Here is a 23725-nt window from a genome sequence, read left to right as displayed (position 1 = left end):
CCATGTGGTTGTTCTGTTCCGGCGCCAGACCCACATAGCGTTCCGGCGGTGGCGTGTTCAGCCCCGGAGATACCGACGAATCAAGGTTGCCGCGCCCTCTGGTTTTGGGGGCGCGCTGGCTGAAGGACGAGAGAAGAGATGGAAAAGGTTCCGATGACCCAGGCCGGCTTTGTCGCGCTCGGGGAAGAATTGAAGAAGCGCCAGTCGGAGGACCGCCCGCGGATCATCGAGCACATCGCCGAGGCGCGCTCGCACGGAGACCTGTCGGAAAACGCGGAATACCATGCCGCGAAGGAAGAGCAGTCCCACAATGAGGGCCGCATCGCCGAGCTCGAGGACAAGCTCGCGCGCGCCGACATCATCGACATCTCGAAACTGTCCGGCGACACCATCAAGTTCGGCGCTACCGTGACGCTGGTCGACGAAGACACCGAGAAGAAGACGGTGTGGCAGATCGTCGGCGAGGTCGAGGCCGACGCCAAGAAGGGCCGCATCTCCATCACCTCGCCGCTCGCGCGCGCGCTGATCGGCAAGAAGAAGGGTTCAACCGTCGAGGTCAACGCACCCGGCGGCGCCAAGGCGTATGAGATCACCAAGGTGGAGTGGCGGTAAGCATTTGCCGCTGCGCTGAGATGACGTTTCGAAAGGGCCGCGCAGTGCGCGGCCTTTTTGTTTCTGCGGGTTGCCTGCACATGGCGAAGCACACTCCCACCACCCGTCATTGCGAGCGCAGCGAAGCAATCCAGACTGCCTCTGCGGAAAGACTCTGGATGCTTCGCTGCGCTCGCAATGATGGGGCGGCATCAGCGCGCCCAACTCTCGTGTCCCGGACGCGCTGCAACGCCCTTAGCGTTGCTGCGCAGAGCCGGGACCCAGCATGTCACGCCGGCGCAGTTTCTTGCGCAGCACCGGTTGCTCCGCTGCGTCAACCCCATGCAGCTGGAAAACACTCTTGGACGTATCCACTCCAATTCGGATAATCTCGCTCACGGACGGCTCCCTCGTCTGAGATCTAAACCGACCTCATTCTGGCACACTGATGCCGTCGGTGGCCGTCCACCCCAACAGAAAGCGACACGGGAAAGCGCGGTGAGATGGGCCCCGGCTCTGCAGCGCACCGCACCGGACGATGCTTCGCATCGCCGGGGCGCTGCGCTGCGTCCGGGGCACGAGAGCGGAAACTTATCGCCGTCCCTTCACATCCAGCGGCACCGCCGCCTCGTATTTTGAGTTATGCAGCACCAATGACGTCCGCACGTTGCGCACATGGGGCGCCGCCGTCAGGTGCGTCACGAAATCCTGGAACGTCGCCATATCCGGCGCGACGCATTTCAGGATGAAATCGACCTCGCCCGACAGCATCCAGCATTCCCGCACCAGGGGCTCGGCGCGGACGAACTCCTCGAAGGCGCGCAAATCCGCCTCGGCCTGGCTGGACAGGTGCACGGCGGCGAACACCGTGACGTCGAAACCGAGCTTTCGCGCGTCCAGGAGGCCGCGATAGCCGTGGATATAGCCCTCCTCCTCCAGCGCCCGGACCCGGCGCAGGCAGGGCGGCGGTGAGATGCCGACGCGCTTGGCGAGCTCGACATTGGTGATTCGACCGTCGGCCTGAATCTCGGTGAGAATTTTCAGGTCGATCTCGTCTAGGCTCCGCGACACGTGATTGGAACTCCTGGCCTTTGCGGCGGTATTGGATGGGTCTGTCGCAATCCTCATAGCCAGTCCGCACGGTTAGCGCAATTTTATTGCGCGTGCAGCGCAATCGACTTTTGTTCCCTGTTGGAAAAATCCGCCGACAGGGAATGCAATTCTTGCATAGCTCACCAGAAGGCTTAGATTAGCTCTGATATTTCAGCGCCTCCGCGAGGCCTCCCGGCACGTTCCGCGCCCGCGCTGCAAATCCCCCGTGAAAGGCGTCCATCGAAATGTCCGCTCCTGTTCATGCAAAGGTCCTCATTATTGGCTCCGGCCCCGCCGGCTACACCGCCGCGATCTACGCCGCGCGCGCGATGCTCGAGCCGATCCTGATCCAGGGCATCCAGCCGGGCGGCCAGCTCACCATCACCACCGACGTCGAGAACTATCCGGGCTTCGCCGACGTGATCCAGGGCCCCTGGCTGATGGAGCAGATGGAGAAGCAGGCGGTCCATGTCGGCACCAGGATCGTCACTGACCTGGTCATCAAGCTTGACACGACGCAGCGGCCGTTCCGCCTCACCTGCGACAGCGGCGACGTCTATCTCGCCGACTCCGTCGTCCTCGCCACGGGCGCACAGGCGCGTTGGCTCGGGCTGCCGTCGGAAGCGAAATTCCAGGGCGGCGGCGTCTCGGCCTGCGCCACCTGCGACGGCTTCTTCTACCGCAACAAGGAGGTCGTGGTGGTCGGCGGCGGCAACACCGCGGTCGAGGAGGCCCTGTACCTCACCAACCATGCCTCGCAGGTCACCATCGTGCATCGCCGCGATCACTTCCGCGCCGAGCGCATCCTGCAGGAACGCCTGTTCAAGCACCCGAAGATCAAGGTGATCTGGGACTCCGCCGTCGACGAGATCTGCGGCACCGAGAACCCGAACAAGGTCACCCATGTCCGCCTGAAGAACGTCAAGACCGGCGCGCTCAAGGACGTGAAGACTGACGGCATCTTCATCGCCATCGGCCACGCCCCGGCGACCGAGCTGGTCAAAGGTCAGGTCAAGCTCAAACCGTCGGGCTATGTCGAGGTCGCCCCGAACTCGACCGCCACCTCGGTACCCGGCCTGTTCGCCGCCGGCGACGTCGCCGATGAAACCTATCGCCAGGCCGTGACGGCCGCCGGCCTCGGCTGCATGGCCGCTCTCGAAGCCGAACGTTTCTTGGCCCTGCGCGCCAGCGAGCGCGCGGCAGCGGAATGAAGATCATGCCCCGAACACGCGACGGATTTACGGATATGGACTGGGACAAGCTGAAGGTGTTTCACGCGGCAGCGGAAGCGGGCAGCTTCACGCACGCGGGCGAGCAGCTCGGCCTGTCGCAATCGGCGGTCTCCCGCCAGGTCTCGGCGCTGGAGCAGGAGCTCTCGGTCTCGCTGTTCCACCGCCACGCCCGCGGCCTGATCCTCACCGAGCAGGGCGACCTGTTGTTCCGCACGGCGCATGACGTGTTCATGCAGCTGCAGGCGGCGCGCGCCAAGCTCACCGACAGCCGCGAGCGGCCGAGCGGCGATCTCAAGATCACCACCACGCCCGGCGTCGGCATCAACTGGCTGATCCCACGGCTCGGCGAATTCACCGCGCTCTATCCGGAAATCCGGATCTCGCTGATCGTCACCGACGAGGAGCTCGATCTGTCGATGCGCGAGGCGGACGTCGCGATCCGCACCCGCAAGCCGACGCAGCCGGACCTGATCCAGCGCAAGCTGTTCGCGATGGGATTCCATGCCTATTGCTCGCCGGAATACATCAAGCGCTTCGGCACGCCGCGCACGCTGGAGGAACTCGACTCCCATCGCATCATCACGCTCTCCGACGGCAACTTCGCGCCGCACCTGCAGAACCGCAACTGGCTGATCGAGGCCGGGCGCAACGGCTCCGGTCCGCGCGAGGCCTATTTCAAGGTCAACAACATCCTCGGCCTCGTGCGCGCCTGCGCGCAGGGCCTCGGCATCGCCGCGCTGCCCGACTATCTGGTCGAAGAGCAGAGCAAGCTCGTGCAACTGTTCGGCGAATCGGATTCGATCCAGCTCGACACCTATTTCGTCTATCCCGAGGAGTTGAAGACGGTTGCGCGCGTGCAGGTGTTCCGCGACTTCGTGGTGAGCAAGGCGCAGCGCTGGCCGTCCTGATTTCCGCATGTCTGACATGCGGCCTCGGCTGTTGCTGCATGGCGCTCGTCAAGCCCATACTGTTTGCACGCTGAGCCTTCGCGTTGCGCATTTGTCCCCCTCCTCCAGTGGCGCGGGAGTTCAGTAATCCCTCTTGGAAGGTGATTGTGTCGGCCTCACGTGGCCAATACCTAAGCCGGGCCCTCGGGTCCGGCTTTTTTTCTGCCGAATCCGGTGTTCACCTTCCGCGTGTATTGACAGTTCCACCTATCCCCCGCATCATTTCCAAATGATCACGAAGTCGTGCGCAATCGTCTCGAAAAAAGGCCCCCATCCCGGGGCCTCGGATTTTTGCGCGCATTAGCTGGACTTCATCATCGCGAGCTAAATCCCGAAAACCCCGCCACCTGGACGGGGTTTTTTCATGTGCCCTCCGTCTCAGGTTTTTTCCCGAGAAGGAGATGGAACATGACCGGACTACGCGACCATTTGCACGGACTCTGGCTGCCGCTGGTGACGCCGTTCCGTGACGGCAAGCTGGACGAGACCTCACTGCGACGGCTGACGCGGCATTACGGCGGACAGGCCGTCGATGGCTTCATCCTGGGGGCCACCTCCGGGGAAGGCATGACGCTGCGGGAGGGCGAGCTCGAGCGCCTCGTCACCGTTGTGCGCGACGAGATGGCATCCGGCCGCCGCACTTTGCCGATCTGCCTCGGGCTGTCGGGCGCCGACACCGCGCGGCTGAAGGATCGCTTCGATGAAACTGCGGACTGGCCGATCGACGGCTATCTGATCGCGAGCCCGTATTACGTGCGGCCGTCGCAGCGCGGGCTGCTCGCGCATTTCGAGGCGCTCGCCGACCACGCCGCCTGGCCGATCGCGCTCTACAACATTCCCTATCGCTGCGCGGTCAACATCACCAACCAGACGATGCTGCGGCTCGCCGAGCATCCCAACATCGTTGGCCTCAAGGATTGCGGCGCCAGCCGCGAGCAATCGATCGCGCTGCTGCGCGATCGCCCGAAGAATTTTCGCGTGCTCACCGGCGAGGATGCGAACTATCTCGAGGCGCTCACCGATGGCGCCGATGGCGGCATCGTGCTGTCGGCCCATGTCGAGACCGCGACGTTCGCGGCGATCTCCAGCGAGCTCAAGCGCGGCAACCACGACGCTGCGCAAGCGCGCTGGAATGAGGTTGCCGAGCTGACGCGGCTGTTGTTCACGGAGCCAAGCCCCGCGCCGGCGAAGTATTGGCTGTGGCGATCCGGCCTGATCGACAGCCCCGAGGTGCGCCTGCCGATGGTGGAAGTGAGCAGCGAGCTCGCGGCGACAATCGATCGCGAGATCGAGCGGCGGATGAAAGTCGCGGCGTAACGCTTCCTTCGCCTCTCCCCGCTTGCGGGGAGAGGCCGGAATTTGCGCCTGCGCAAAATTCCGGGTGAGGGGGGCTTCCGCGAGTCCAGCTGCCAACGCATCTGCGGAGGCAGCCCCTCACCCCACCCTCTCCCCGTAAGAACGGGGAGAGGGAGTGAAGCAGCGTGCCCCCTTGGTTAACCGCGCCCCAATGGCCTTCGCAGCTGCCGCATGGTGCATCCACGTCTCGTTTACGTGACCGCGCCTATCGTTCTCTCAAACATCTACCAAGAGGGGGAATGACCATGGGGTATCGCACCCGGCCTACGGCCGCGCAGCAGTTCGCGCCTGCCGATCTCTTGCAGGGGATTCTCGTCGTATCGTCGTTCGGGTTCTGGGCGGTGGTGCTCGGCCTGATGCCGGTGCTGGTGTTTCGGGCCTGGCTCACCTGAGGCGAGGACGGCGCGGATGGTTAATCCGTGGTAGCGGCCGTGTTCAAATGCGCGCGCTGCCGCGATCCGGAATCTTAAAACATCCCGCGTAGCGTGACGCCCATAAGCGAAGAAATCGCGAGGGGCGTTTTGTGAATAGTCATAATGAAATGGCGTCGCATTTCGGCGCCGGACAGCAGCACCTGTCCACCGAAGAGAGCTTCACCACCGAGGACATTCTCTGGGCCGTCGGCATCTGGTCGGTGATCCTGACCATGTCGCCGGTCATCGTGTTCTACATGCTGATGGTGGCGTGAGCCTCATCTCGAGATTCCGGGTCTGGCGCTTGCGCGCCATCCCGGAATGACAGTGAAGCCCAGAAACGCAAAACGCGCGGACCGTCCCGCGCGTTTTCCGTCCGGGGAATGATTTATGAAAATTATGCCGCCTGCTTGTGCATTGCGCCGGATGCCGACGCGGTGCCGCGAATGGCCTTGACTGAACGCTCGATCGCCGCCCACAGCCTTGCGATTTCCTGAGCCGCGCGGCTCTCGGCCTGATACTCGCGCGCGCCTTCGCCGTGGCTGAGCGCCATCAACAAATCCGAACGATTGGTGATCTGACCGCCCCACACCGGAGCACGGAATTTCGCCAGCGCCTCGCGGGCGATGGTGACGATCGGGCTCTCGGCTTCGTCGCGCTTGGCGGGAGCACCGTTGAGCACGACCGCGTAGGGCTTGCGCGCCGCGCGGCACATCTGGATGGTTTCCTGCACCGCGTTGACGTCGAACACGCCGGGACGGGCGGGGATGACCACCATGGTGGCATTCTTGATCGCGTCGTCGACGACGGCCGAGAGATTCGGCGGCGTGTCGATCAACACCCATTCATAACCGTCGCGCTTGGCAGCGGAGACGATGCCGCTGACGGAGTTCACGGCGGCCTTGATCGGCGGCTCGTTGGTGCCGCGCAGCTTGTGCCACAGCGTCAGCGAGCCCTGTGGATCCGCGTCCACGAGCATCACCTGCTTGCTCGCCTTGATCTGCGCGGCGAGATGTGCAGCCAGGGTACTCTTGCCCGAGCCGCCTTTACGCGATGCAAAAACAATAACGTTCATACCCTTGGCCTCCAGATTGACCCCAGGCCGCGAAAATGAATCACCGCGCTGATTCGTGAAAGAAAAATTTACCGGGAGTTGCGTCGCCGCCACGAAATAACAAGGCGTGTTGGCTTTTGAGTCACACTGCTGCGCGCGACAGGACACAAACCGCAATGAATCGCCTTTGAGGCGAGCGTATGTGCGTTTTTTGAGCAGCGCGGCGGCAAAACCGAATGCAACCTTGCCGCGCAAACCGTGCGGCGACTCTTTTCGATCACATGTGACGGTAATCGCCGCAGGTCTGCGCGCGACAACCGCGAACAAAACGAGTCCGGCGCTGTCGCAAGGCTGACGCCGCAATCATCTGGTTCGAGGATCGAAGAAACCGCTTCGCGCCTCCGGCGCTCGGAGGACGTCGCGTCCGGACATGCAAATGCCCGGGCCAAAGCGCGAAGCGCGTTATTGCCCGGGCATCAGCAGGTTTCAAACGAGGAACGCGCGCGGGGCGCTCAACCCTCGTCGGTTTTCTTCTTGCTCACCTTCGCCGCCGGCTTGGTGCTCTTCTTCGCGGTCGATGCGCTTTTGGGCGCGATGTTGGTCGGCCTGCCGGCCCGGGCCGCGCCGGGCTCGGGGCCCTGGCGGAAGAACACCTTGCACTGCGGCGACAGCTGCGCCTTCTTCTGGATCATGCAGGCGGTGATGGCATCGACGTTCGGAACGAACTCGCCGCACAGCCGCATCGCATCCGGCGTGCAGGCCTGCTGCTGCTCCGGCGTGTAGGCAAAGCCTGCACCCGGCTGGACCAGCACGGCCAGGGCGACCCCGGCGATTGCAGCAAGAACGGACTTCCCAGAGTGAAACGCCGGCATCGATCCCCCCAATGTGTGACCGGGGCGGAGTGTGGGTGAACCGCGGTTCGTTGGCAACGAGGGCCAAGGCGAAAGCTCGGACGTGTGCGGTCTCGGCAACAGGCGGGGCGGCCTGCCCTCTCCTCCGCTGTCGTCACCCGACTTGACCGGGTGACCCAGTATTCCAGAGGCGCCGGACGTTCCCCGAGGGGCCGCGGCGTACTGGATCCCCCGCCTGCGCGAGGGATGACAGCGGTGGGCGGAGAAGGACTCCGGCTAACCCTCTGGCGGGACTAGCGAGATCGGCTCCCTTCGCAGGCCCCAGCGCCCTCAAAACAAAAACTGCGAAAACAACCCCATGCACAGTAGCCGGGCCTTGATCCATTTACGGATTTTTCGAAACCGTTTTGACACGTCGGGCAAAACAGGGGCATAATGCCAGCATCGAAAGTTGCGTGGGTGGTCGGCCGATCCCCGTGAGGTTGAGGGGCGCATGGCCACCATCTTGATCGTCGCACCGGTGTTCGCCCTGATCGCGGCGGGCTATGGCGCGGTGCTGTTTCGCTTCGTCTCGGAGACCGCGCACAGGGGCATCTCCGAATTCGCCTTCAGCATCGCGATCCCCGCGCTGCTGTTCCGCACCATCGTCGTCTCGGAATTCCCCGACGTCAGCCCCTGGCGCATGTGGGGCGCCTATTACGGCGCGCTCGCGCTCACTTGGACCGCGGCGCTGATGCTCTCGGCCCTGCTGCGCGCGCGGCGCGAGGACCGCGAGGACGGCGTCGTGTTCGCGATCGGCTCGGTCTACGGCAACATCGTGATGCTCGGCATTCCGCTGGTGCTCTCCGCGCTCGGCACCGAGGCCGCCGGGCCGATGACGCTGATCCTGTCGGTGAACACGCCGCTGCTCTGGCTCTGCGGCATCCTGCAGATGGAGCTCGTCAGCCGCAAGCGGACCGGCTCGCCGCTGTCGATCATCTGGCCGGTGCTCGCGGATCTCTCACGCAACCCGCTGATGCTGGGAATAGGCTTTGGCGTGCTCTGGCGCTTCACGGGCCTCGGCCTCAATCCCGTCGTCGACCGGACGATCGAGCTGCTGGCGCAGGCGGGCTCGCCAGCCGCATTGATCGCGCTCGGCATCAATTTGTTCCGCTTCGAGGTGAAGGGCGAGAAGCTGAGCATCCTCGTGCTGTGCGCGCTCAAGCTGCTGGCGATGCCGGCCGCCGCGTTCGTGCTGGCAAAACTGCTCGGCCTGCCGCCGGTCGCTGCCGGCGTCATCGTGCTGTTCGCGGCGATGCCGACCGGCGCCAACGCCTACATCTTCGCAGTCCAGTATCACCGGCAGGTGAACCCGGTGTCGGGCGCGGTGGCGCTGGGGACGCTGCTGGCGGCGGTGACGTTGCCGGTGGTGGTGGCGCTCGTGGCGGGGGTGAGGTAGACGCGCCGACAGAAACTCAATTGTTCGGCTTACGGTCCTCGGCACCACCAATCGAAGGCACAAAAGCAGCCCCCCCGATATCGACGCGATGGGCCAAATCCGGACATTCTTAGCACGACAACCCGCTTCATCGGCACCGCACGACTGGTTCGGCACGGCGATGCGATTTAGACTCTCCAGCTGCGGCCGGCAATTGCACCCCGTTCGCGGCGGTGAGCGCCAGGATTGCGTGTGTCCTCTTTGCTCAGGCAGCGAAGATGAAGCGTGTACCCGTGTAGGAGCGCAGGAGCTTGTTCGGCATCTCTGCCTTTGCCACTTCGTAGAACGGCTCACCACTGCAGTGCAGTGGAATGACGTAGTCGATGTCGATACCCTTCAGTGCTGTGATCGTGTCGCGCACATAGTCCTCCTTGTAGGGCGCGAGGTGGAACCCGCCGATCACCGCATGAACCTTGCTGATACCCGAAGCCGCTTGGGCTTGTTTGATTGCGTTGATTACCCCGCGATGGCTGCAAGACGTCAACACGATCAACCCGCGGCCTTTTAGATTGAATGCGGTGGCGATCTCGTGCCGGAACTGGTCCGGGACGACAGCCTTCGTCCGTTCGTCCTCCGGAAGCTTATCGGCATAGCATCCAATGCCGTGGTCCACGCCGATCTTCATCGCACTGGGCGACAGCAGCTTCTCAAAGCTCGTTTGGCCGATGTGCCCCGTGGTGAAGCCGTGATCGGCGAGCAGTGCCGGCCCTTCTGCATAGGTCACCGCAACATTGGCACCTTCCAGTGCCTTGCGATCCAAGACTCCGAAGTCGCCGCGCACCGGCGGAGCCGTCCATTCGCGGGAGCAGAATGCGTCCTCGCCGCCGATGTAAATCGGCAACTTGGCTTTGAGCTTGCCGCTGTTTTGTTTAAGGAAGCCGGCGAGACCGCCAAAATGATCGTAGTGACCGTGGCTCAAGACAAGAGCATCAAGCGCGGCCGGATCGATGCCTACGAGATTAGCGTTGTTGACCAGCGCGTCCGGTGTGAAGCCGAAATCGACCAGGACATGTCGTGTTTCGTCGCCGCGCCGCGACTCGACGTGCATCGACAGTCCGAACTCACTGATCAACGTCTTACCCGGCGGCTTGCCGGCGCCGATGCCCCAGCCGAAGTGTTCAATCTCGACATCGGAAACCTTCCGGCTCGGCGCGACGGCGAATTGGTAGCTGTCGACGACCACGCGCACTGCGACACGATCGATCTCCGGAACCTTACCGGCGACCGCTTCTGCGCGTACCGGCTTCCCGCTACCGATCAGCGCCGCCACGGCGGCGCTGAACAAGGCAGCACCGCCGCCGCATACCACATCGCGTCGATGTATTGCGTTGCATTGGCAAATTAACATGATCAAACCCTCCCTTTCCGTGGCCTTTGCTGCCGCAAGGCATCACGCGGAAACGCACTCCAGGGCGGAGGCGTTGGGATGCCGAACACCAGCGTCTGGCAGCCCGCACACCGGGGATTAGACGCATCCTATCCCGCGCGGGATAGCGTGGCTAATCACATTGGTCCGGTTTCGCGCTGGGGACGCTGCTGGCGGCGGCGACGTTGCCGGTGGTGGTGGTGATCGTAGCAGGGGTGAAGTAGGGCCGCGCCGACCGAAACTCAACCGTTCGGTTTGCGGTGCTCGGCGCTGCCAATCGAAGACGCGTATTTTGACTCAGCCTAGAGCATGATCCGGACCCGAAGGGCCGCGTCAGCGCAAAGTGCGCAGCGGTTTTCCCTCGCGACAAACGCGGAACGCGTTTGCGCGGAGATCATGCTCAAACAATAACTTAAAGCGCGATGACGATTCATCCTGATCTCATCGCGCTTCAGGCAGCCCAGTCCATGATCGCGTCGATGAAAGTCTGAGCCTGGCGGATTGCATCAAGCCTCGTCGCACAGACACCGACCGACACTGTTCGACCCTTTCCGACGGTCCACTTCCAACCGGAAGGATAGCTCATTTCAACAACCGAGAAGCTGACGCCGCGATGTTCCACGGAGGACCTCCGTCAACATGTTGCTGTGTCCGAAAAGGCTACTCCAAATGCTGAATATGGTCCAGCCGAACACAGCCGGCAGACATGTCGGATGGCACCCACAGGAGGCTTTGAGCGACCTGAACGAGATGAGGCATAGAGGCAAACGTCGTTCGTTGACCGTCATCGTGGCTGTGCTCAAGCTGCTGGCGATGCCGGCGGTGGCGTTGGTGCTGGCGAAGCTGCTGGGCCTGCCGCCGCTAGCCGCCGGCGTCATCGTGCTGCTCGCGGCGATGCCGACCGGCGCCAACGCGTATATCTTTGCGGTCCAGTATCAGCGGCTGGTGAACCCGATGTCGGGCGCGGTGGCGCTGAGGACGCTTCTGGCGGCGGTGACGTTGCCGGTGGTGGCGGGGTGAGGTAGCGGCGCCTGACGATTGCCGAAACCGCTATTCCACACCTTGGCCCGCGCGCCAGGCCATCTCCCAAAAGTCTGCCTCGAGGCGAGTGGCTTCCTTGAAGATCGCAGTCAGCTCAGCCTCGCGGGCCGGTGTGGCGTAGAGATCGGCGAGATGATCCAGGTGCGCCCGCGCTTTGGCAGCGACCTCCTGGTACGGCGCGCCGGCATACTCGGCGATCCAGACGCGATAGGCATTCGTCGCAGCGCCCGCATCGAGTCGCGAGGCGAGCCGCGTTGCGATCTCCGCGTACCCGATCACGCAGGGGGCAAGCGCCACCTTGAGTGCCAGCAGATCGCCGCGCATACCCGCGTCGAGCACGTAGCGTGTGTAGGCCAGCATCTCGGCCGCCGGAGGGGCCTGTTCAAGGTCGGCCGGGGATAGACCCCAATCGGCACAAAGCTTCACATGCAGGTTCATCTCGACATCGAGGATGGCCGAAAGGCCGGACGCTGCCTCACGCATGTCGGCAAGCCTGGGCGACTTGTAGACCGCAAGCGCGTAGGCGCGAGCAAACTCGATGAGGAACAAATAGTCCTGAACGAGGTAGTGACGAAACGCCGCTTCGGGGAGCGAGCCGTCCGCCAATCCGTTCGTGAAGGAATGTTCGGTGTAGGCCCGCCACTCAACGGATGCTGCTGTCTTGAGACGCTCGAAGAAACTCACGATCTTTTCCGCCCGGCTTGTTTTTCCATGAACGTCTTTGGCTCGCTACGGATATCGCATTGCGATCCGAGGAGCTACGGTGACAGCGCACAAAACTGGCTTTGAGCAGCGTTGCGGATAAGGCGCTCCCCGCGTCGGAAGTTTGGTGCGCTGTCACCGTAGCCCCGATGATTTTGCCTTTGCACGCAAAGGTGGCTAGTCTGCCTTGATACGTATTGCAGGGAGGGTGACATGGGACAGCGCGAAGAGATGCTCGCATTGATCAGGCGCGCTTACGCCGCGCGCGGCGACGGCGACGTCGAGGGCCTGGTGACAGCTTTTCATCCCGAGGGTGTCTTCACTTTGACGGGCGACAAAAGCGCCCTCGCACTGACAGGAAGCATGGAGGGACACCCGACCCTGCGTGCGGCTTTCGGTCAATTCATTGCCGACTTCGGCTTCGAGAGCCGCGAAATTCTGGCCGAGCTGGTCGATGGGGATCGCGTCGCAGTCCATTCCCGGGTTGTCGTGCGATACAATCCAAGCGGAAAAACTTTCAGCACCGAGATCCTGGACCTGTTCAGATTTCAGGATGGCAAGATCGCCGAACTGATCGAGTTTGCAGACACTGCGCAAATCAAGGCCGCGATCTCCTAGCGAACGATGAGATCGGAATAAATCGTCCTCGCGCGAGAGGAGGGTGAGAAGCTCAGCGTCGTGGTGATGTGCGCGCTCAAGCTGAGGGCGATGCTCGTTTTTCTTCAAGCAGTGGGGCGGCAAGAACAAGAAGGCGGCCGGTCGTCTCCTGCGTGGCCGCACTTACGATGAGTTGCCCGCCTTGAGTATATGATTGGCGATCCGGGTCGCGAGTCCCACCGCCTTAGGTTCGTCGTTTGAAATGCAAAGAAAAAGTGAAAAACGCTGAGGTGCCTTATCGACTGGAAGCGCCAGCGCGCTCGAACACCTTAGGGAAGAGGGTTTCAAGTCGACGTTTCACGTGCCGCTCAAGCCCTTTGACGTCGAACTCTCGCTGTGTCCGCTATGATCCGTTCACGACAAAACGCATGGCGCAGCGTGTTGCCGCGATGGGCCAAAGGGAGACACTTGTCGGCCACCTCTCTCCGTTTCCGTTCTGCGGAGCGCGCCTGTCGGTTGAAAAGATGGGTTCCTTCGCGATTTCGTTGGCACGAATTTAGATCTCCTTAATCTCTTAGCGGGTACTCATAGATTGTAGCAACCGGTTGTTACACCCAATAGCTACAATCAGTGGGAGCTTGAGGTATTGTCCGCGTTCAAGAAGTCACAAGCGTCAATACCAAGCTCTCCACGCCCTAGAGGTCGCGCGAAAGCGAGGCGGCCATCGCCCTCCCAGCGCCGACGGCCGGAGGCTCCATGATGGCCCCGGTTGGCCGCCTCGCTCCACCCCACATGACCGGCCCGTCCATGTGCGTGAAAGTTCTGACCGTACTCGGATTTACCCTCATGATCCTCGTAGCGGCTCTCGTGTTAAATGGCTTGTCGCTACCCTAATCTGCGCAGCGTAACAGCGTTCGCTAGGGGTCCTGGCTGTGTGAAAACGCAAAGACGCGCTATCGCGATAGAAGAAGTTGCTCATCAAACACTGCTCTAATCGTTTGACGCGTCGTCACAAGGATGCCCCGGTTGGCCCCTTCGTTCAGCACGGTGCCATAAAGCTCCCGTACAGCAGCTACGTCATCCGCAGGAATGCCTTCGCGGGCAAACCATCGACCATCAGCAGCACGACTTAACGCGACCATCCGCAATGCCATTTGTAGCGCCTTTTGTATTTTATAGGGCGCGAAAACATCTGGCCTATCAGTAAGATGCCGGGATTGCAGGGGAATTTACTACATTGGTACAGTTGGGTGGGCTCGAACCACCGACCTCCTGTTCCACAGACAGGCGCTCTAACCAACTGAGCTACAACTGCATCCTTGCGAGCCGCCTTGGGCGCCTGGACAGGCCGGTCACCGAGGGGGGCTGGACGGGGCGGAAACTAGGTGCAACGGGGGTTTTTGGCAAGGCCGCAAAACCCGATAATTCCCGATTGAAGCAACGTTATTTCCAGAACAAAACCCGGGCCTTTCGGCCCGGGTTTCTTGATTGAATCAAGCCCCGTCCGCTTCAGGCGGCGGGCTTGTAGAACTTGGCGGCGCTGGCCTTGATCGGCTCGGCGGTCTCATTGGCGACGCGCTGGCCGATCTCGACCAGCTCCTTGGCCTGGGACTGGAAGGTCTCGAGCTGCTTGCGGCTATGGCCGGTCCACAGCTCCATCGCTTCCGACGGCGTCTTGGCGCCGAGCAGCTCCTGGGCGAAGTCCAGATGGGCGCTGGTGTTGGCCTTCATGAACTCGACCAGCTTGGCGGTGTATTCGCTCGCGCCCTTGCTGGCGCAGGTGAACACGGCCTCGACGGTGCCGTTGTGGGTCTCGGCCGCGTCCTTGAACTTGGCGTAGCTCTCGCGGGCCTGCGATACGCCCTTTTCGGCGAACGCACGCATCTGCTCGGGGACCTCGAACGGAATGATCGAGGCAGAAAACGGATCAGTCGCACCTGTCATGGTTGTCCCTCACAATTTGAAAAAGTGCAGTGAGTCTTCCGGCGCGCCCGCCGGCCCCCGATTCCGGACCTGAATTCAGCGGGTACGAAGACTGGAAACGCGAAACAAACGAGATGGTTTGCCGTGCGCCCCAGTAATATTGCTGCCTATCATGTCAAGATTGTGCATCGCAATGCATCAGGCGGGTGCATCGCGAAATTTAATCCCGGACAGGATGAAGTTCCTAGGGGTGGGAACCCGAGGTTGAGGTAGTGGGATGCCGGGGAGGCTCCAGGCGGCTGCCGCTTCGCCCTCGCGGGCAGCCCGCGCATTTGGCTTTTGGTGGCGACCGAGCGCGCGCCTCGTCCTTCGAGACGACCGCTTCCAGCGGTCTCCTCAGGATGAGGCTAAGCAGCATTGGCGCACGTTGGAATTGGTGCCACGCACTTCGCCCTCATCCTGAGGGCCCGCCATAGGCGGGCGTCTCGAAGGATGGCCTACGGGCGAGCTGTCCGCCACGCTTCTTCATATGCGACAGCCCCGCGAATCCTGCGGATGCAGCCGGGGTGCGGCTTGCTTGGGTGGCACCATTAAGGTTATCGCGGCTTTCGGCCGCTCTCCGCCAATCGGGGCCGTGGACCTGCCCGCGCCCGCGGGCAATACTAACCCTTTCTTAAGGCTGCCATTCCGGCAGCCGCCCTCGAGAGGCCGACAGCGAGACGTGAAGCCGGTTGGATGAGTAGTTCGGATTTCCAGTTGCGAGGCGTGGGCGATCCGCGGCTGGCCGTGCATGCGACCTCGCAGCTCGCCACCTGGCTCTTCGCGGTCGACGGCACCCGCGTGCTGTGGGCCAATCCGGTCGGTGCAAGACTGTTCGGCGCGGCCCATGCCACAGCTCTAGCAGAGAAGATATTCGGCCCCGCCGACAGCCATCGCCGCCAGGTGGCCCGGCTCGCCCGCCAGCTGCCGGCAAACGGCGCCGTGCGGCTGGAGCGGCTGCGCGGCTTCGGGGCCCGGCTCGGCACCCTCATGACCTGCGCCTGCGCCCGGCTCGACTTTGCCGATGGCAAGAATGGCGTGCTCGTCACCGCGCTGGATCCGACCGGGCAACCGATGCCGCTGGTCGAGCGGCTGCATCGCCTGGTCGAGGCCGCGAAGGTGCCGATGGCGGCCTTCGCGCCCGACGGACTGTTCGTCGGCGCCAGCGAGGCCGCCCGTCCCCTGCTCGGCTTCCGCGACCTGACGGACGGCGGTCTCGAACAGGCGCGCAGCGATGCGCTGAGATGCGGCCGCGTCGAGACGCCGATCGGCATCGGGCAGATGGTGCTGCAACGGGTCGGCCTAGGTGCCGATGTCGGCCTGGTCGCGCTGATCGAGCCGGCCGCGGCGCAGGCGGCGGCGGATGCTGCGCCAGAAGTGACGCAGGAGATTGCGCGCGAAGCGGCCGCACCGCCCGCGTCCGAGGAGCCTGTCCCTGCGGCCGCGGTGCCGGACGATGTGCAGCCTGCGCCGTCGAACGAGGTTGCAGCCGGAACCCCGCTGTTCGATGCCTTTGCCGAACCAGCCGAGACGGTTGCGGCGAGCGAGCCGCCGCCAGCCGAGACGACCTTTGAGGCCATCGCCATCGCGCCGAAGACTCCGGTTGAAAACCCGCACGCAGCCATTGTGCCGCCGCAGGCCGTGCCCATCACTGGCGGCATGGTCGAGCCGCCGCCCGCTCCCGCAGAGCCGCCCGCACCGCGCCAGCATCCGCTGCGCTTCCTCTGGCAGATGGATGCGGAGGGCCGCTTCGTGCTCGGCTCCGACGACTTCATCCGCCTGATGGGCGCGCATACGGCGGCCGGCTTCGGCCGCCCCTGGCACGAGATCGCCGATCAGTTTTCGCTCGATCCGGAGGGACGCGTCGCGCAGGCGCTCGAAAGCCACGACACCTGGGCCGGGATCACCGTGAACTGGCCGGCCGACGGCGGCGAGCATCTGCCGGTCGAGCTCGCCGGCCTGCCGGTCTACGACCGCGATCGCAACTTTGCGGGCTTCAGAGGCTTTGGCGTCTGCCGCGATCTCGACGGCCTCAACCGGCTCGATGCGCTGCGCCGCTTCGAGCTGTTCGTCGAACCGCACGCGCCGCAAAGCCTGTCCGCCGATAGCGTCGAGCCGGAGCCAGAGTGGGCGGCAGCGGCGCCGCCGCCGATCGAGCCGCCGCTATCTGAGCCTGAGCCGACACCTGAACCTGAACTGCCCGAACCCGTCACCGAAGCGAATTCACACCCAACCGATTTGGAAACGCCAGTGGAAACGCCTCCCAACGTCGTGCCGTTCCGCAGCCCCGGCGATACCAGACCGCCGACGCTGACGCCGGTCGAGAACAGCGCGTTCAACGAGCTCGCGCGGCAATTGTCCGAGCGGCTCGAACGCGAGCGCGAGAGCATCGCAGCAGCCGGCGCCGAGCCGCCGACTGCTGCGAGTGCGCCCGAGCCACTGCTGTCCGAGCCTGAGCTTGAGCCTCTGCCGCCGCCCGCGCCGGCCGAATGGCTGACCGAGCCCGCGCCGCCGGCGCGCGGCACCAGCCTACGCGACCGCACGCTGCTCGACCTGTTGCCGACAGGCATCTTGATCTATCGCCTCGACCGCCTGCTCTACGCCAACCCCGCGTTCCTCGCGCGCATGGGCTATGCCAGCCTGAGCGCGCTGGAGCATGCCGGCGGGTTAGACGCGCTCTATGTCGAGCCAGGCGTGTCGTCCACCAGCAGCACGTCGCAAGGCGGCACGCCGGTGACGATCAGCGCGACCCTTCCCAATGGCGAAGCGCCGCTGCCGACGACTGAAGCGCATCTGCACAGCATCGACTGGGACGGCGACAGCGCGCATGCGCTGGTCTGCGCGCAGCCGCAAGCCGCACCCGCTGCCCCCGCGCCGCCCGTCGTCGCCGAGCCCATCGTCCCCGAATCCTTCCCCTACGCGCCCGATCTCGAGCCTGCGGCCGGCGATGCCGACGCCGAAGATCTCGCCGCGATCCTCGACACCACCGCCGAAGGCATCGTCATGTTCGATGCCGAAGGCAACATCCACGCCTGCAATCGCAGCGCCGAGGCGCTGTTCGGCTATGACGGCGAAACGCTGCTCGAGCAGAACCTGGTGACGCTGTTCGCGCCCGAGAGCCAGCAGGTCGTCGCCGACTATCTCGACAGCGTGAAGGGCCAGGACATTGCGAGCCTGCTCGACCACGGCCGCGAGGTGCTGGGACGCGAGAAGAAGGGCGGCGTCATTCCGCTCGCCATGATCATGGGCCGCACCCGGCCCGACGGCCCGAACTTCTTCGCCGTGTTCCGCGATCTGTCGCAGAGCAAGAAGGGCGAGAGCGAACTGACGCAGGCGCGCCGCCTCGTCGACGGCGCCGCCAATGCCAAGGCCGACATGCTGGCGCGCATCAGCCACGAGATCCGCACGCCGCTCAATGCCATCATCGGCTTTGCCGAGGTGATGATCTCGGAGCGCTTCGGCACGCTCGGCAACGAGCGCTACGGCGAATACATGAAGGACATCCGCGCCTCCGGCGAGCGCGTCATCGCCATCATCGACGATCTCCTGGAGCTGTCGCGGATCGAGACCGGCAAGCTCGACCTCACCTTCGCCAACCTCAATCTCAACGACCTGGTCGAAGCCTGCGTCGTGGTGATGCAGCCGCAGGCCAACCGCGAGCGCATCATCATCCGCACCTCGCTGGCGCATGCGCTGCCGCAGGTGAGCGTGGACGCGCGCGCGATGCGGCAGATCACCATGAATCTGATCTCGAACTCGATCCGGCTTGCGAGCGCCGGCGGCCAGGTCATCGTCTCCACCGCGATGACCGACCGCGGCGAAATCGGCTTGCGCATCCGCGACACCGGCCATGGTCTCAGCGAACGCGAGGTCGCCGCCGCCATGGAGCCGTTCCGCACGCCGCCGCCCGGGGATGCCGAGGACAATTCCGCGCTCAATTTGTCGCTGACCAAAGCGCTGGTCGAAGCCAACCGCGCCCAGTTCAACATCAAGAGCGCCGGCCACGGCACGCTGATCGAAGTGGTGTTCGCGCCGGTGGTGGCGAGGGCGTGAGCGGCGAGATCGCTGCGTAGCCCGGGTGAGCGAAGCGACACCCGGGAAGGTCCCGCATATCGCTCCGCTCATGCGGGCTACGAAGATGCGCCCGCGATTGCAGACCGCCCAAACAAAAAGGGCACGGCGCGCGCCGTGCCCTTTCGCATTCATCGTGCCCGATCTCAGTGATAGATCTCGAACAGGCCGGCGCCGCCCTGGCCGCCGCCGATGCACATCGTCACCACGCCCCACTTGGCCTTGCGGCGCGCGCCTTCCTGCAGCAGATGGCCGGTGAGACGGGCGCCGGTCATGCCGAAGGGATGGCCGATCGCGATCGAGCCGCCGTTGACGTTGTACTTGGCTGGATCGATGCCGAGCTGGTCGCGGCAATACAGGCACTGGCTGGCGAAGGCCTCGTTGAGCTCCCACAGATCGATGTCGTCGATCTTGAGGCCGGTGCGCTTGAGGAGCTTCGGAATCGCGAACACGGGGCCGATGCCCATCTCGTCGGGCTCACAGCCGGCGGTCGCCCAGGCGACGAAGCGGCCGAGCGGCTTGAGGCCGCGCTTCTCGGCGTCCTTGGCTTCCATCAGCACCACGGCGGCGGCGCCGTCCGAGAGCTGGCTGGCATTGCCGGCGGTGACGAACTTGCCGGGGCCCTTCACCGGCTCGAGTTTTGCCAATCCTTCCATCGTGGTGTCAGGGCGATTGCACTCGTCGCGATCGACGACGTAATCGACGATCGACTCGGCCTTGGTCTGCTTGTCGACGACCTTCATCTTGGTCTTCATCGGGACGATCTCGTCCTTGAACTTGTTCGCCTGTTGCGCGGCGGCCATACGGCGCTGCGATTCCAGCGAGAACTCGTCCTGGTATTCGCGGCTGAGCTTGTAGCGCTCGGCGACGATGTCGGCGGTGTCGATCATCGCCATGAAGATGTCGGGGGCGACCTTGAGCAGTTCAGGATCGACCCATTCCTTCGGCGAGCCGCCGCCGGGAATCGAGATGCTCTCGACGCCGCCGGCGACGATGCAGTCGGCCCCGTCGGAGCGGATCGAGTTGGCGGCCATCGCGATGGTCTGCAGTCCCGAGGAGCAGAAGCGGTTCACCGACACGCCGGCGGTGGTCTTCGGGAGCCCTGCGAGCAGCGCAGCCTGGCGGCCGATGTTCGGCGCGCCGTGGGCGCAATTGCCGAGATAGCAGTCCTCGACATAGTCCTTCTCGACGCCGGCGCGGCTCACAGCGTGCTGGATGGCGTGGGCTGCGAGCGACATCGGCGGCGTGATGTTGAACCCGCCGCGGCCGGACTTCGCCAGGCCCGTGCGCGCATAGGAAACGATGACGGCTTCACGCATTGTTTTCTCCCTTGTCGAACGATTTTGAACGGAACGTAGTTACGAGGCGTTCTGGGCGCCATTGGTACACAAAGTTTGAACGGGCGGGGAAAATAAAACGCCGCCTCCGGCGATGGAGGCGGCGTTGTTCCGCAGGTCGGAATATATGATATGATGACCGTCATTCCGGAGCGGCTCGCAGAGCCGAATCCGGAATCTCGAGATTCCGGGTTCGATGCTTCGCATCGCCCCGGAATGACAATCTTCAGAACGTCAGCGCCTTGGCCTGCTTGACCTGCGGCAGGGCCAGCACCTTGGCGAGCACGTCCGCCGGCACCGCGCCGTCGACCTCGACCAGCGCAATGGCATCGCTGCCGGGCGCGACGCGGCCGAGATGGAAGGTCGCGATATTGATCTTGGCATCGCCGAGCAGGCTTGCGAACTTGCCGATGAAGCCCGGCTTGTCCTCGTTGGTGATGTAGATCATCGACTTGCCGAACTCGGCGTCGACACGGATGCCCTTGACGTCGACGAGGCGCGGCTTGCCGTCGTGGTAGACGGTGCCGGAGACCGAGCGCTCCTGGCGTTCGGTCGCAACCGTGACGGTGATCAGGCTCTCATAGTCGCTCTGGGCGGCGCGCACGATCTCGTCCACCACCATGCCGCGCTCCTTGGCGACGACGGGCGCGGACACCACGTTGACCTCGCCCAGCATCGGCCGCAGCAGGCCCGACAGCACAGCGGAGGTGATCGCCTTGATCTTCATCTCGGCGACGTGGCCCTCATAGGTGATCTCGACCTTGAGGATGCCGCTCTCGGTGAGCTGGCCGGCGAACGAGCCGAGCTTCTCGGCAAGCGCGATGAACGGCTTCAGCTTCGGCGCTTCTTCCGCCGTGATCGAGGGGAAGTTGACCGCGTTCGAGATCGCGCCGGTGAGCAAATAGTCCGACATCTGCTCGGCGACCTGGAGCGCGACGTTCTCCTGCGCTTCCGTGGTGGAGGCGCCGAGATGCGGGGTGCAGATCACGTTGGGATGGCCGAACAGCACGTTCGCGGTCGCAGGCTCCTCGACGAAGACGTCGAAGGCGGCACCCGCGATGTGCTTGGAATTGAGCGCCTCGACCACGGCCTGCTCGTCGACGAGACCGCCGCGGGCGCAGTTGATCAGGCGCACGCCCTTCTTCATCTTGGCGATCGCGGCCGCGTCGATGATGTTCTTGGTCTTCTCGGTCAGCGGGGTGTGCAGCGTGATGAAGTCGGCGCGCTTGAGGAGATCATCCAGATCGACCTTCTCGACGCCGATGTCCTTGGCACGCTCCGGCGACAGGAACGGATCGAAGGCGACGACCTTCATGCGCAGGCCGAGCGCCCGGTCGGCGACGATCGAGCCGATATTGCCGCAGCCGACCACGCCCAGCACCTTGCCGGTGATCTCGACGCCCATGAAGCGGTTCTTCTCCCACTTGCCGGCCTGGGTGGAGGCGTCGGCCTGCGGGATCTCGCGCGCGAGCGCCAGCATCAGGGTGATGGCATGCTCGGCGGTCGTGATCGAATTGCCGAACGGCGTGTTCATCACGATGATGCCCTTGGCGGTGGCGGCCGGGATCTCGACATTGTCGACGCCGATGCCGGCGCGGCCGATCACCTTCAGCTTCGTCGCCTTCTCGAGGATCTTGGCGGTCGCCTTGGTCGCCGAGCGGATCGCAAGGCCGTCGTAATTGCCGATGATCTCGGCGAGCTTGTCCTTGTCCTTGCCGAGATTGGGCTGGAAGTCGACCTCGATGCCGCGGTCTTTGAAGATCTGCACGGCGGCGGGCGAGAGTGCGTCGGAAATCAGAACTTTGGGTTTGGTCATGGGGATGATCCGTGGTGCGTGCTGCATTTACGGAACGTCATCCGCGGGCTTAAGCGCGAAGCGCGTCTTCACGCCAGAGACCCGCGGATCCATCTCTCTTGATTGATGGATGGCCGGGTCAAGCCCGGCCATGACGAGGATTTGGTTTGCTTACGCCGCCTTCGCCAGCGTGGCCTTGGTCTCGGCAAAAGCCCAGTCGATCCACTGCGTCAAGAGCTCGACGTCCTTCGCTTCCACGGTGGCGCCGCACCAGATGCGCAAGCCCGCCGGAGCGTCGCGGTAATAGGCGAAGTCGTAGCCGGCGCCTTCCTTCTCGACCAGCGCGACCAGCTTCTTGGAGAACTCGGCCTGCGCGTCCTCGGAGAGCGAGGTGATCGCGGGATCGGTGAACTTCAGACACACCGAGGTGTTGGAGCGGATCGCGGCGTCCTTGGCGAGGAAGTCGATCCAGGGCGTCTTCGCCTTCCAGTCGGCCAGCACCTTGGTGTTGGCGTCGGCGCGCGCGATCAGGGCCTTGAGGCCGCCGATCGACTTGGCCCAGTTCAGCGCATCGAGATAGTCCTCGACGCAGAGCATCGACGGCGTATTGATGGTCTCGCCGACGAAGATGCCTTCGTTGAGCTTGCCGCCCTTGGTCATGCGGAAGATCTTCGGCAGCGGCCAGGCCGGCTTGTAGGTCTCGAGCCGCTCCACCGCGCGGGGCGACAGGATCAGCATGCCGTGCGCGGCTTCGCCGCCGAGCGCCTTCTGCCAGGAGAAGGTGACGACGTCGAGCTTGGCCCAGTCGAGCGGCTGCGCGAACGCGGCGGACGTCGCGTCGCAGATGGTCAGGCCTTCGCGGGTCGCGCTGATCCAGTCGGCGTTCGGCACGCGCACGCCTGAGGTGGTGCCGTTCCAGGTGAAGACGACGTCGCTCTTGGGATCGACCTTGGAGAGGTCGGGAATCTCACCGTAAGCAGCGTTGAGCTTGGTGACGTCCTTGAGCTTCAATTCCTTGACGATGTCGCTGACCCAGCCCTCGCCGAAGGATTCCCAGGCGAGCGTGGTGACGGGGCGCGCACCGAGCAGCGACCACAGCGCCATCTCGACCGCGCCGGTATCGGAGGCCGGCACGATGCCGATGCGATAATCGGCGGGCACTTCAAGCACTTCGCGCGTCAGATCGATCGCGAGCTTGAGCTTGGTCTTGCCGACCTTGGCACGATGCGAGCGGCCGAGCGCTGCGTCCTTGAGATTTTGGGCGTTCCAGCCGGGGCGCTTGGCACAGGGGCCGGAGGAAAAATGCGGCACGGTCGGCCGCGAAGCGGGCTTCGCTACAGTCATGATCTACCCTTCCAGATAGTAAGCCTCCCGTTGGGGGGAGGTGTCCCGCCGCGGCTGATACGGGAATCGGGCAGAGACGTCAAGGAAGTTCAGGCGTCTCACGCTGGAGTGAAGGCGCTTCGGGGGCGATTTCCGGGGACTCGACGGCAGTGAGCGCATTCAGCAAGTCCGTGGCCTCGCTGATCAATTGCGCGGCACGGCGGCGGCTGCCGACCTTCAAAATGCACTTGTCGTTGGCCTGCACAACGTAGTCGTTGCCGACCTTGATGATGGAATAGCTTGTCATTGAAATCCCCGAACCGACCGAGCCCGGTGTCTGACGTTGAGTAGCACCGTTCGTTCCCGCTTCCACGTGAACGACGGACGGGTAGTTTACCGGCTCTTAAGATGAACGAACGCGCGATCCGATTTCGCTGGTCACGCAACGCTTGCGGCCAGAGCCCCATTCCGACACAACCGGAACGGGACTCTGGATTTTTGTATTGACGCGTTTTCTT

The 23725-nt window shown here is 63.8% G+C and carries 21 protein-coding genes, 1 tRNA gene and 2 pseudogenes; 11 read left to right on the top strand and 13 right to left on the bottom strand.

Translation table 11 applies throughout. The annotated features are described in order from the left end of the window. Window positions 1-138 precede the first annotated feature (138 nt). Entirely contained in the window at window positions 139-612 is a 474-nt protein-coding gene (gene greA / locus JQ592_RS20215) for a transcription elongation factor GreA (RefSeq protein ID WP_018643807.1), read from the top strand. 261 nt (window positions 613-873) lie between these two features. Here greA and JQ592_RS20210 read toward each other — a convergent pair. After that, window positions 874-990, bottom strand: a pseudogene (locus tag JQ592_RS20210) (IS110 family transposase); the annotation flags it as partial. A gap of 192 nt (window positions 991-1182) precedes the next feature. Next, window positions 1183-1662, bottom strand: a complete 480-nt coding sequence (locus tag JQ592_RS20205) for an Lrp/AsnC family transcriptional regulator (protein WP_183246374.1) — start codon at window positions 1660-1662, stop codon at window positions 1183-1185. A gap of 266 nt (window positions 1663-1928) precedes the next feature. Between JQ592_RS20205 and trxB the strand changes: the two genes are divergently transcribed. The 5 genes from trxB (at window position 1929) to JQ592_RS20180 (ending at window position 5906) form a co-directional block, all read left to right on the top strand. After that, a complete protein-coding gene (trxB, locus tag JQ592_RS20200) occupies window positions 1929-2894 on the top strand; it encodes a thioredoxin-disulfide reductase (RefSeq protein WP_211404545.1) in 966 nt (321 codons plus the stop codon). A gap of 5 nt (window positions 2895-2899) precedes the next feature. After that, complete coding sequence (locus tag JQ592_RS20195) at window positions 2900-3823, top strand: LysR family transcriptional regulator (RefSeq protein WP_025032176.1); 924 nt, start codon at window positions 2900-2902, stop codon at window positions 3821-3823. Between the two features lie 447 nt (window positions 3824-4270). After that, complete coding sequence (locus tag JQ592_RS20190; RefSeq protein ID WP_211404544.1) at window positions 4271-5179, top strand: 4-hydroxy-tetrahydrodipicolinate synthase family protein; 909 nt, start codon at window positions 4271-4273, stop codon at window positions 5177-5179. A gap of 284 nt (window positions 5180-5463) precedes the next feature. Further along, window positions 5464-5610 (top strand): hypothetical protein, encoded by a 147-nt coding sequence (locus JQ592_RS20185; RefSeq protein ID WP_211404673.1) that lies wholly within the window; start codon window positions 5464-5466, stop codon window positions 5608-5610. Between the two features lie 149 nt (window positions 5611-5759). Beyond that, the gene (locus JQ592_RS20180; RefSeq protein ID WP_211404543.1) at window positions 5760-5906 is read left to right on the top strand and encodes a hypothetical protein; all 147 of its coding nucleotides are present in this window, start codon (window positions 5760-5762) and stop codon (window positions 5904-5906) included. A gap of 122 nt (window positions 5907-6028) precedes the next feature. Here JQ592_RS20180 and JQ592_RS20175 read toward each other — a convergent pair whose 3' ends face one another. Further along, window positions 6029-6706 (bottom strand): ParA family protein, encoded by a 678-nt coding sequence (locus JQ592_RS20175; protein WP_025032179.1) that lies wholly within the window; start codon window positions 6704-6706, stop codon window positions 6029-6031. A gap of 491 nt (window positions 6707-7197) precedes the next feature. After that, a complete protein-coding gene (locus JQ592_RS20170; protein ID WP_211404542.1) occupies window positions 7198-7557 on the bottom strand; it encodes a hypothetical protein in 360 nt (119 codons plus the stop codon). Between the two features lie 472 nt (window positions 7558-8029). Between JQ592_RS20170 and JQ592_RS20165 the strand changes: the two genes are divergently transcribed. Beyond that, window positions 8030-8974: an AEC family transporter gene (locus JQ592_RS20165; RefSeq protein WP_211404541.1), complete on the top strand. Its 945-nt coding sequence runs from the start codon at window positions 8030-8032 to the stop codon at window positions 8972-8974. A gap of 244 nt (window positions 8975-9218) precedes the next feature. Here JQ592_RS20165 and JQ592_RS20160 read toward each other — a convergent pair whose 3' ends face one another. Then, on the bottom strand, window positions 9219-10298 hold the full coding sequence (locus JQ592_RS20160) for an MBL fold metallo-hydrolase (protein ID WP_246820541.1): 1080 nt from the start codon (window positions 10296-10298) through the stop codon (window positions 9219-9221). An 870-nt stretch (window positions 10299-11168) separates the two neighbouring features. On the opposite strand from JQ592_RS20160, the gene JQ592_RS20155 reads away from it, so the two are divergent. Continuing rightward, the gene (locus tag JQ592_RS20155) at window positions 11169-11399 is read left to right on the top strand and encodes an AEC family transporter (protein ID WP_349630479.1); all 231 of its coding nucleotides are present in this window, start codon (window positions 11169-11171) and stop codon (window positions 11397-11399) included. 30 nt (window positions 11400-11429) lie between these two features. Here the strand turns inward: JQ592_RS20155 and tenA are convergent, their stop codons facing one another. Next, entirely contained in the window at window positions 11430-12104 is a 675-nt protein-coding gene (tenA, locus tag JQ592_RS20150) for a thiaminase II (RefSeq protein WP_211404539.1), read from the bottom strand. 231 nt (window positions 12105-12335) lie between these two features. Here tenA and JQ592_RS20145 point away from each other — a divergent pair, with 231 nt between their 5' ends. Beyond that, window positions 12336-12740, top strand: coding sequence for a nuclear transport factor 2 family protein (locus JQ592_RS20145; protein WP_211404538.1), 405 nt, complete (start codon window positions 12336-12338; stop codon window positions 12738-12740). A gap of 94 nt (window positions 12741-12834) precedes the next feature. Next, window positions 12835-12933 (top strand): annotated as a pseudogene (locus JQ592_RS38295) (ABC transporter ATP-binding protein); the annotation flags it as partial. A 739-nt stretch (window positions 12934-13672) separates the two neighbouring features. On the opposite strand, the gene JQ592_RS20140 reads toward JQ592_RS38295, so the two are convergent. The 3 genes from JQ592_RS20140 to JQ592_RS20130 all read right to left on the bottom strand — a co-directional run bounded on the left by JQ592_RS20140 (window position 13673) and on the right by JQ592_RS20130 (window position 14663). After that, a complete protein-coding gene (locus tag JQ592_RS20140) occupies window positions 13673-13873 on the bottom strand; it encodes a hypothetical protein (protein ID WP_211404537.1) in 201 nt (66 codons plus the stop codon). Between the two features lie 84 nt (window positions 13874-13957). After that, a tRNA-His gene (locus JQ592_RS20135) sits at window positions 13958-14034 on the bottom strand. Between the two features lie 194 nt (window positions 14035-14228). Next, complete coding sequence (locus tag JQ592_RS20130; protein WP_211404536.1) at window positions 14229-14663, bottom strand: phasin; 435 nt, start codon at window positions 14661-14663, stop codon at window positions 14229-14231. Between the two features lie 714 nt (window positions 14664-15377). Here JQ592_RS20130 and JQ592_RS20125 point away from each other — a divergent pair. Beyond that, window positions 15378-18734 carry a PAS domain-containing sensor histidine kinase gene (locus JQ592_RS20125; protein ID WP_211404535.1) on the top strand — a complete coding sequence of 1119 codons (3357 nt, stop codon included), beginning with the start codon at window positions 15378-15380 and terminating at the stop codon, window positions 18732-18734. A 164-nt stretch (window positions 18735-18898) separates the two neighbouring features. On the opposite strand, the gene JQ592_RS20120 is transcribed toward JQ592_RS20125, so the two are convergent. The 4 genes from JQ592_RS20120 to JQ592_RS20105 form a co-directional block, all read right to left on the bottom strand. After that, complete coding sequence (locus JQ592_RS20120; protein ID WP_211404534.1) at window positions 18899-20071, bottom strand: thiolase family protein; 1173 nt, start codon at window positions 20069-20071, stop codon at window positions 18899-18901. 244 nt (window positions 20072-20315) lie between these two features. After that, on the bottom strand, window positions 20316-21905 hold the full coding sequence (serA, locus tag JQ592_RS20115) for a phosphoglycerate dehydrogenase (protein ID WP_211404533.1): 1590 nt from the start codon (window positions 21903-21905) through the stop codon (window positions 20316-20318). Window positions 21906-22055: 150 nt separating this feature from the next. Then, window positions 22056-23228, bottom strand: a complete 1173-nt coding sequence (locus tag JQ592_RS20110) for a phosphoserine transaminase (protein WP_211404532.1) — start codon at window positions 23226-23228, stop codon at window positions 22056-22058. Window positions 23229-23307: 79 nt separating this feature from the next. Next, complete coding sequence (locus tag JQ592_RS20105; protein ID WP_211404531.1) at window positions 23308-23514, bottom strand: hypothetical protein; 207 nt, start codon at window positions 23512-23514, stop codon at window positions 23308-23310. Window positions 23515-23725 lie beyond the last annotated feature (211 nt).

It is taken from the genome of Bradyrhizobium iriomotense (assembly GCF_018129405.1).
GTDB classification, from domain to species: domain Bacteria; phylum Pseudomonadota; class Alphaproteobacteria; order Rhizobiales; family Xanthobacteraceae; genus Bradyrhizobium; species Bradyrhizobium iriomotense_B.
Note: the sequence above shows the minus strand (reverse complement) of the source record. Positions and strands in the feature narration are given on the sequence as shown.

Coding starts and splice junctions, on each gene's coding strand:
- greA (WP_018643807.1), top strand. CDS start 139: ATGGAAAAGGTTCCGATGACCCAGGCCGGCTTTGTCGCGCTCGGGGAA.
- trxB (WP_211404545.1), top strand. CDS start 1,929: ATGTCCGCTCCTGTTCATGCAAAGGTCCTCATTATTGGCTCCGGCCCC.
- JQ592_RS20195 (WP_025032176.1), top strand. CDS start 2,900: ATGCCCCGAACACGCGACGGATTTACGGATATGGACTGGGACAAGCTG.
- JQ592_RS20190 (WP_211404544.1), top strand. CDS start 4,271: ATGACCGGACTACGCGACCATTTGCACGGACTCTGGCTGCCGCTGGTG.
- JQ592_RS20185 (WP_211404673.1), top strand. CDS start 5,464: ATGGGGTATCGCACCCGGCCTACGGCCGCGCAGCAGTTCGCGCCTGCC.
- JQ592_RS20180 (WP_211404543.1), top strand. CDS start 5,760: ATGGCGTCGCATTTCGGCGCCGGACAGCAGCACCTGTCCACCGAAGAG.
- JQ592_RS20175 (WP_025032179.1), bottom strand. CDS start 6,706: ATGAACGTTATTGTTTTTGCATCGCGTAAAGGCGGCTCGGGCAAGAGT.
- JQ592_RS20170 (WP_211404542.1), bottom strand. CDS start 7,557: ATGCCGGCGTTTCACTCTGGGAAGTCCGTTCTTGCTGCAATCGCCGGG.
- JQ592_RS20165 (WP_211404541.1), top strand. CDS start 8,030: ATGGCCACCATCTTGATCGTCGCACCGGTGTTCGCCCTGATCGCGGCG.
- JQ592_RS20145 (WP_211404538.1), top strand. CDS start 12,336: ATGGGACAGCGCGAAGAGATGCTCGCATTGATCAGGCGCGCTTACGCC.
- JQ592_RS20140 (WP_211404537.1), bottom strand. CDS start 13,873: ATGGCATTGCGGATGGTCGCGTTAAGTCGTGCTGCTGATGGTCGATGG.
- JQ592_RS20130 (WP_211404536.1), bottom strand. CDS start 14,663: ATGACAGGTGCGACTGATCCGTTTTCTGCCTCGATCATTCCGTTCGAG.
- JQ592_RS20125 (WP_211404535.1), top strand. CDS start 15,378: ATGAGTAGTTCGGATTTCCAGTTGCGAGGCGTGGGCGATCCGCGGCTG.
- JQ592_RS20120 (WP_211404534.1), bottom strand. CDS start 20,071: ATGCGTGAAGCCGTCATCGTTTCCTATGCGCGCACGGGCCTGGCGAAG.
- serA (WP_211404533.1), bottom strand. CDS start 21,905: ATGACCAAACCCAAAGTTCTGATTTCCGACGCACTCTCGCCCGCCGCC.
- JQ592_RS20110 (WP_211404532.1), bottom strand. CDS start 23,228: ATGACTGTAGCGAAGCCCGCTTCGCGGCCGACCGTGCCGCATTTTTCC.
- JQ592_RS20105 (WP_211404531.1), bottom strand. CDS start 23,514: ATGACAAGCTATTCCATCATCAAGGTCGGCAACGACTACGTTGTGCAG.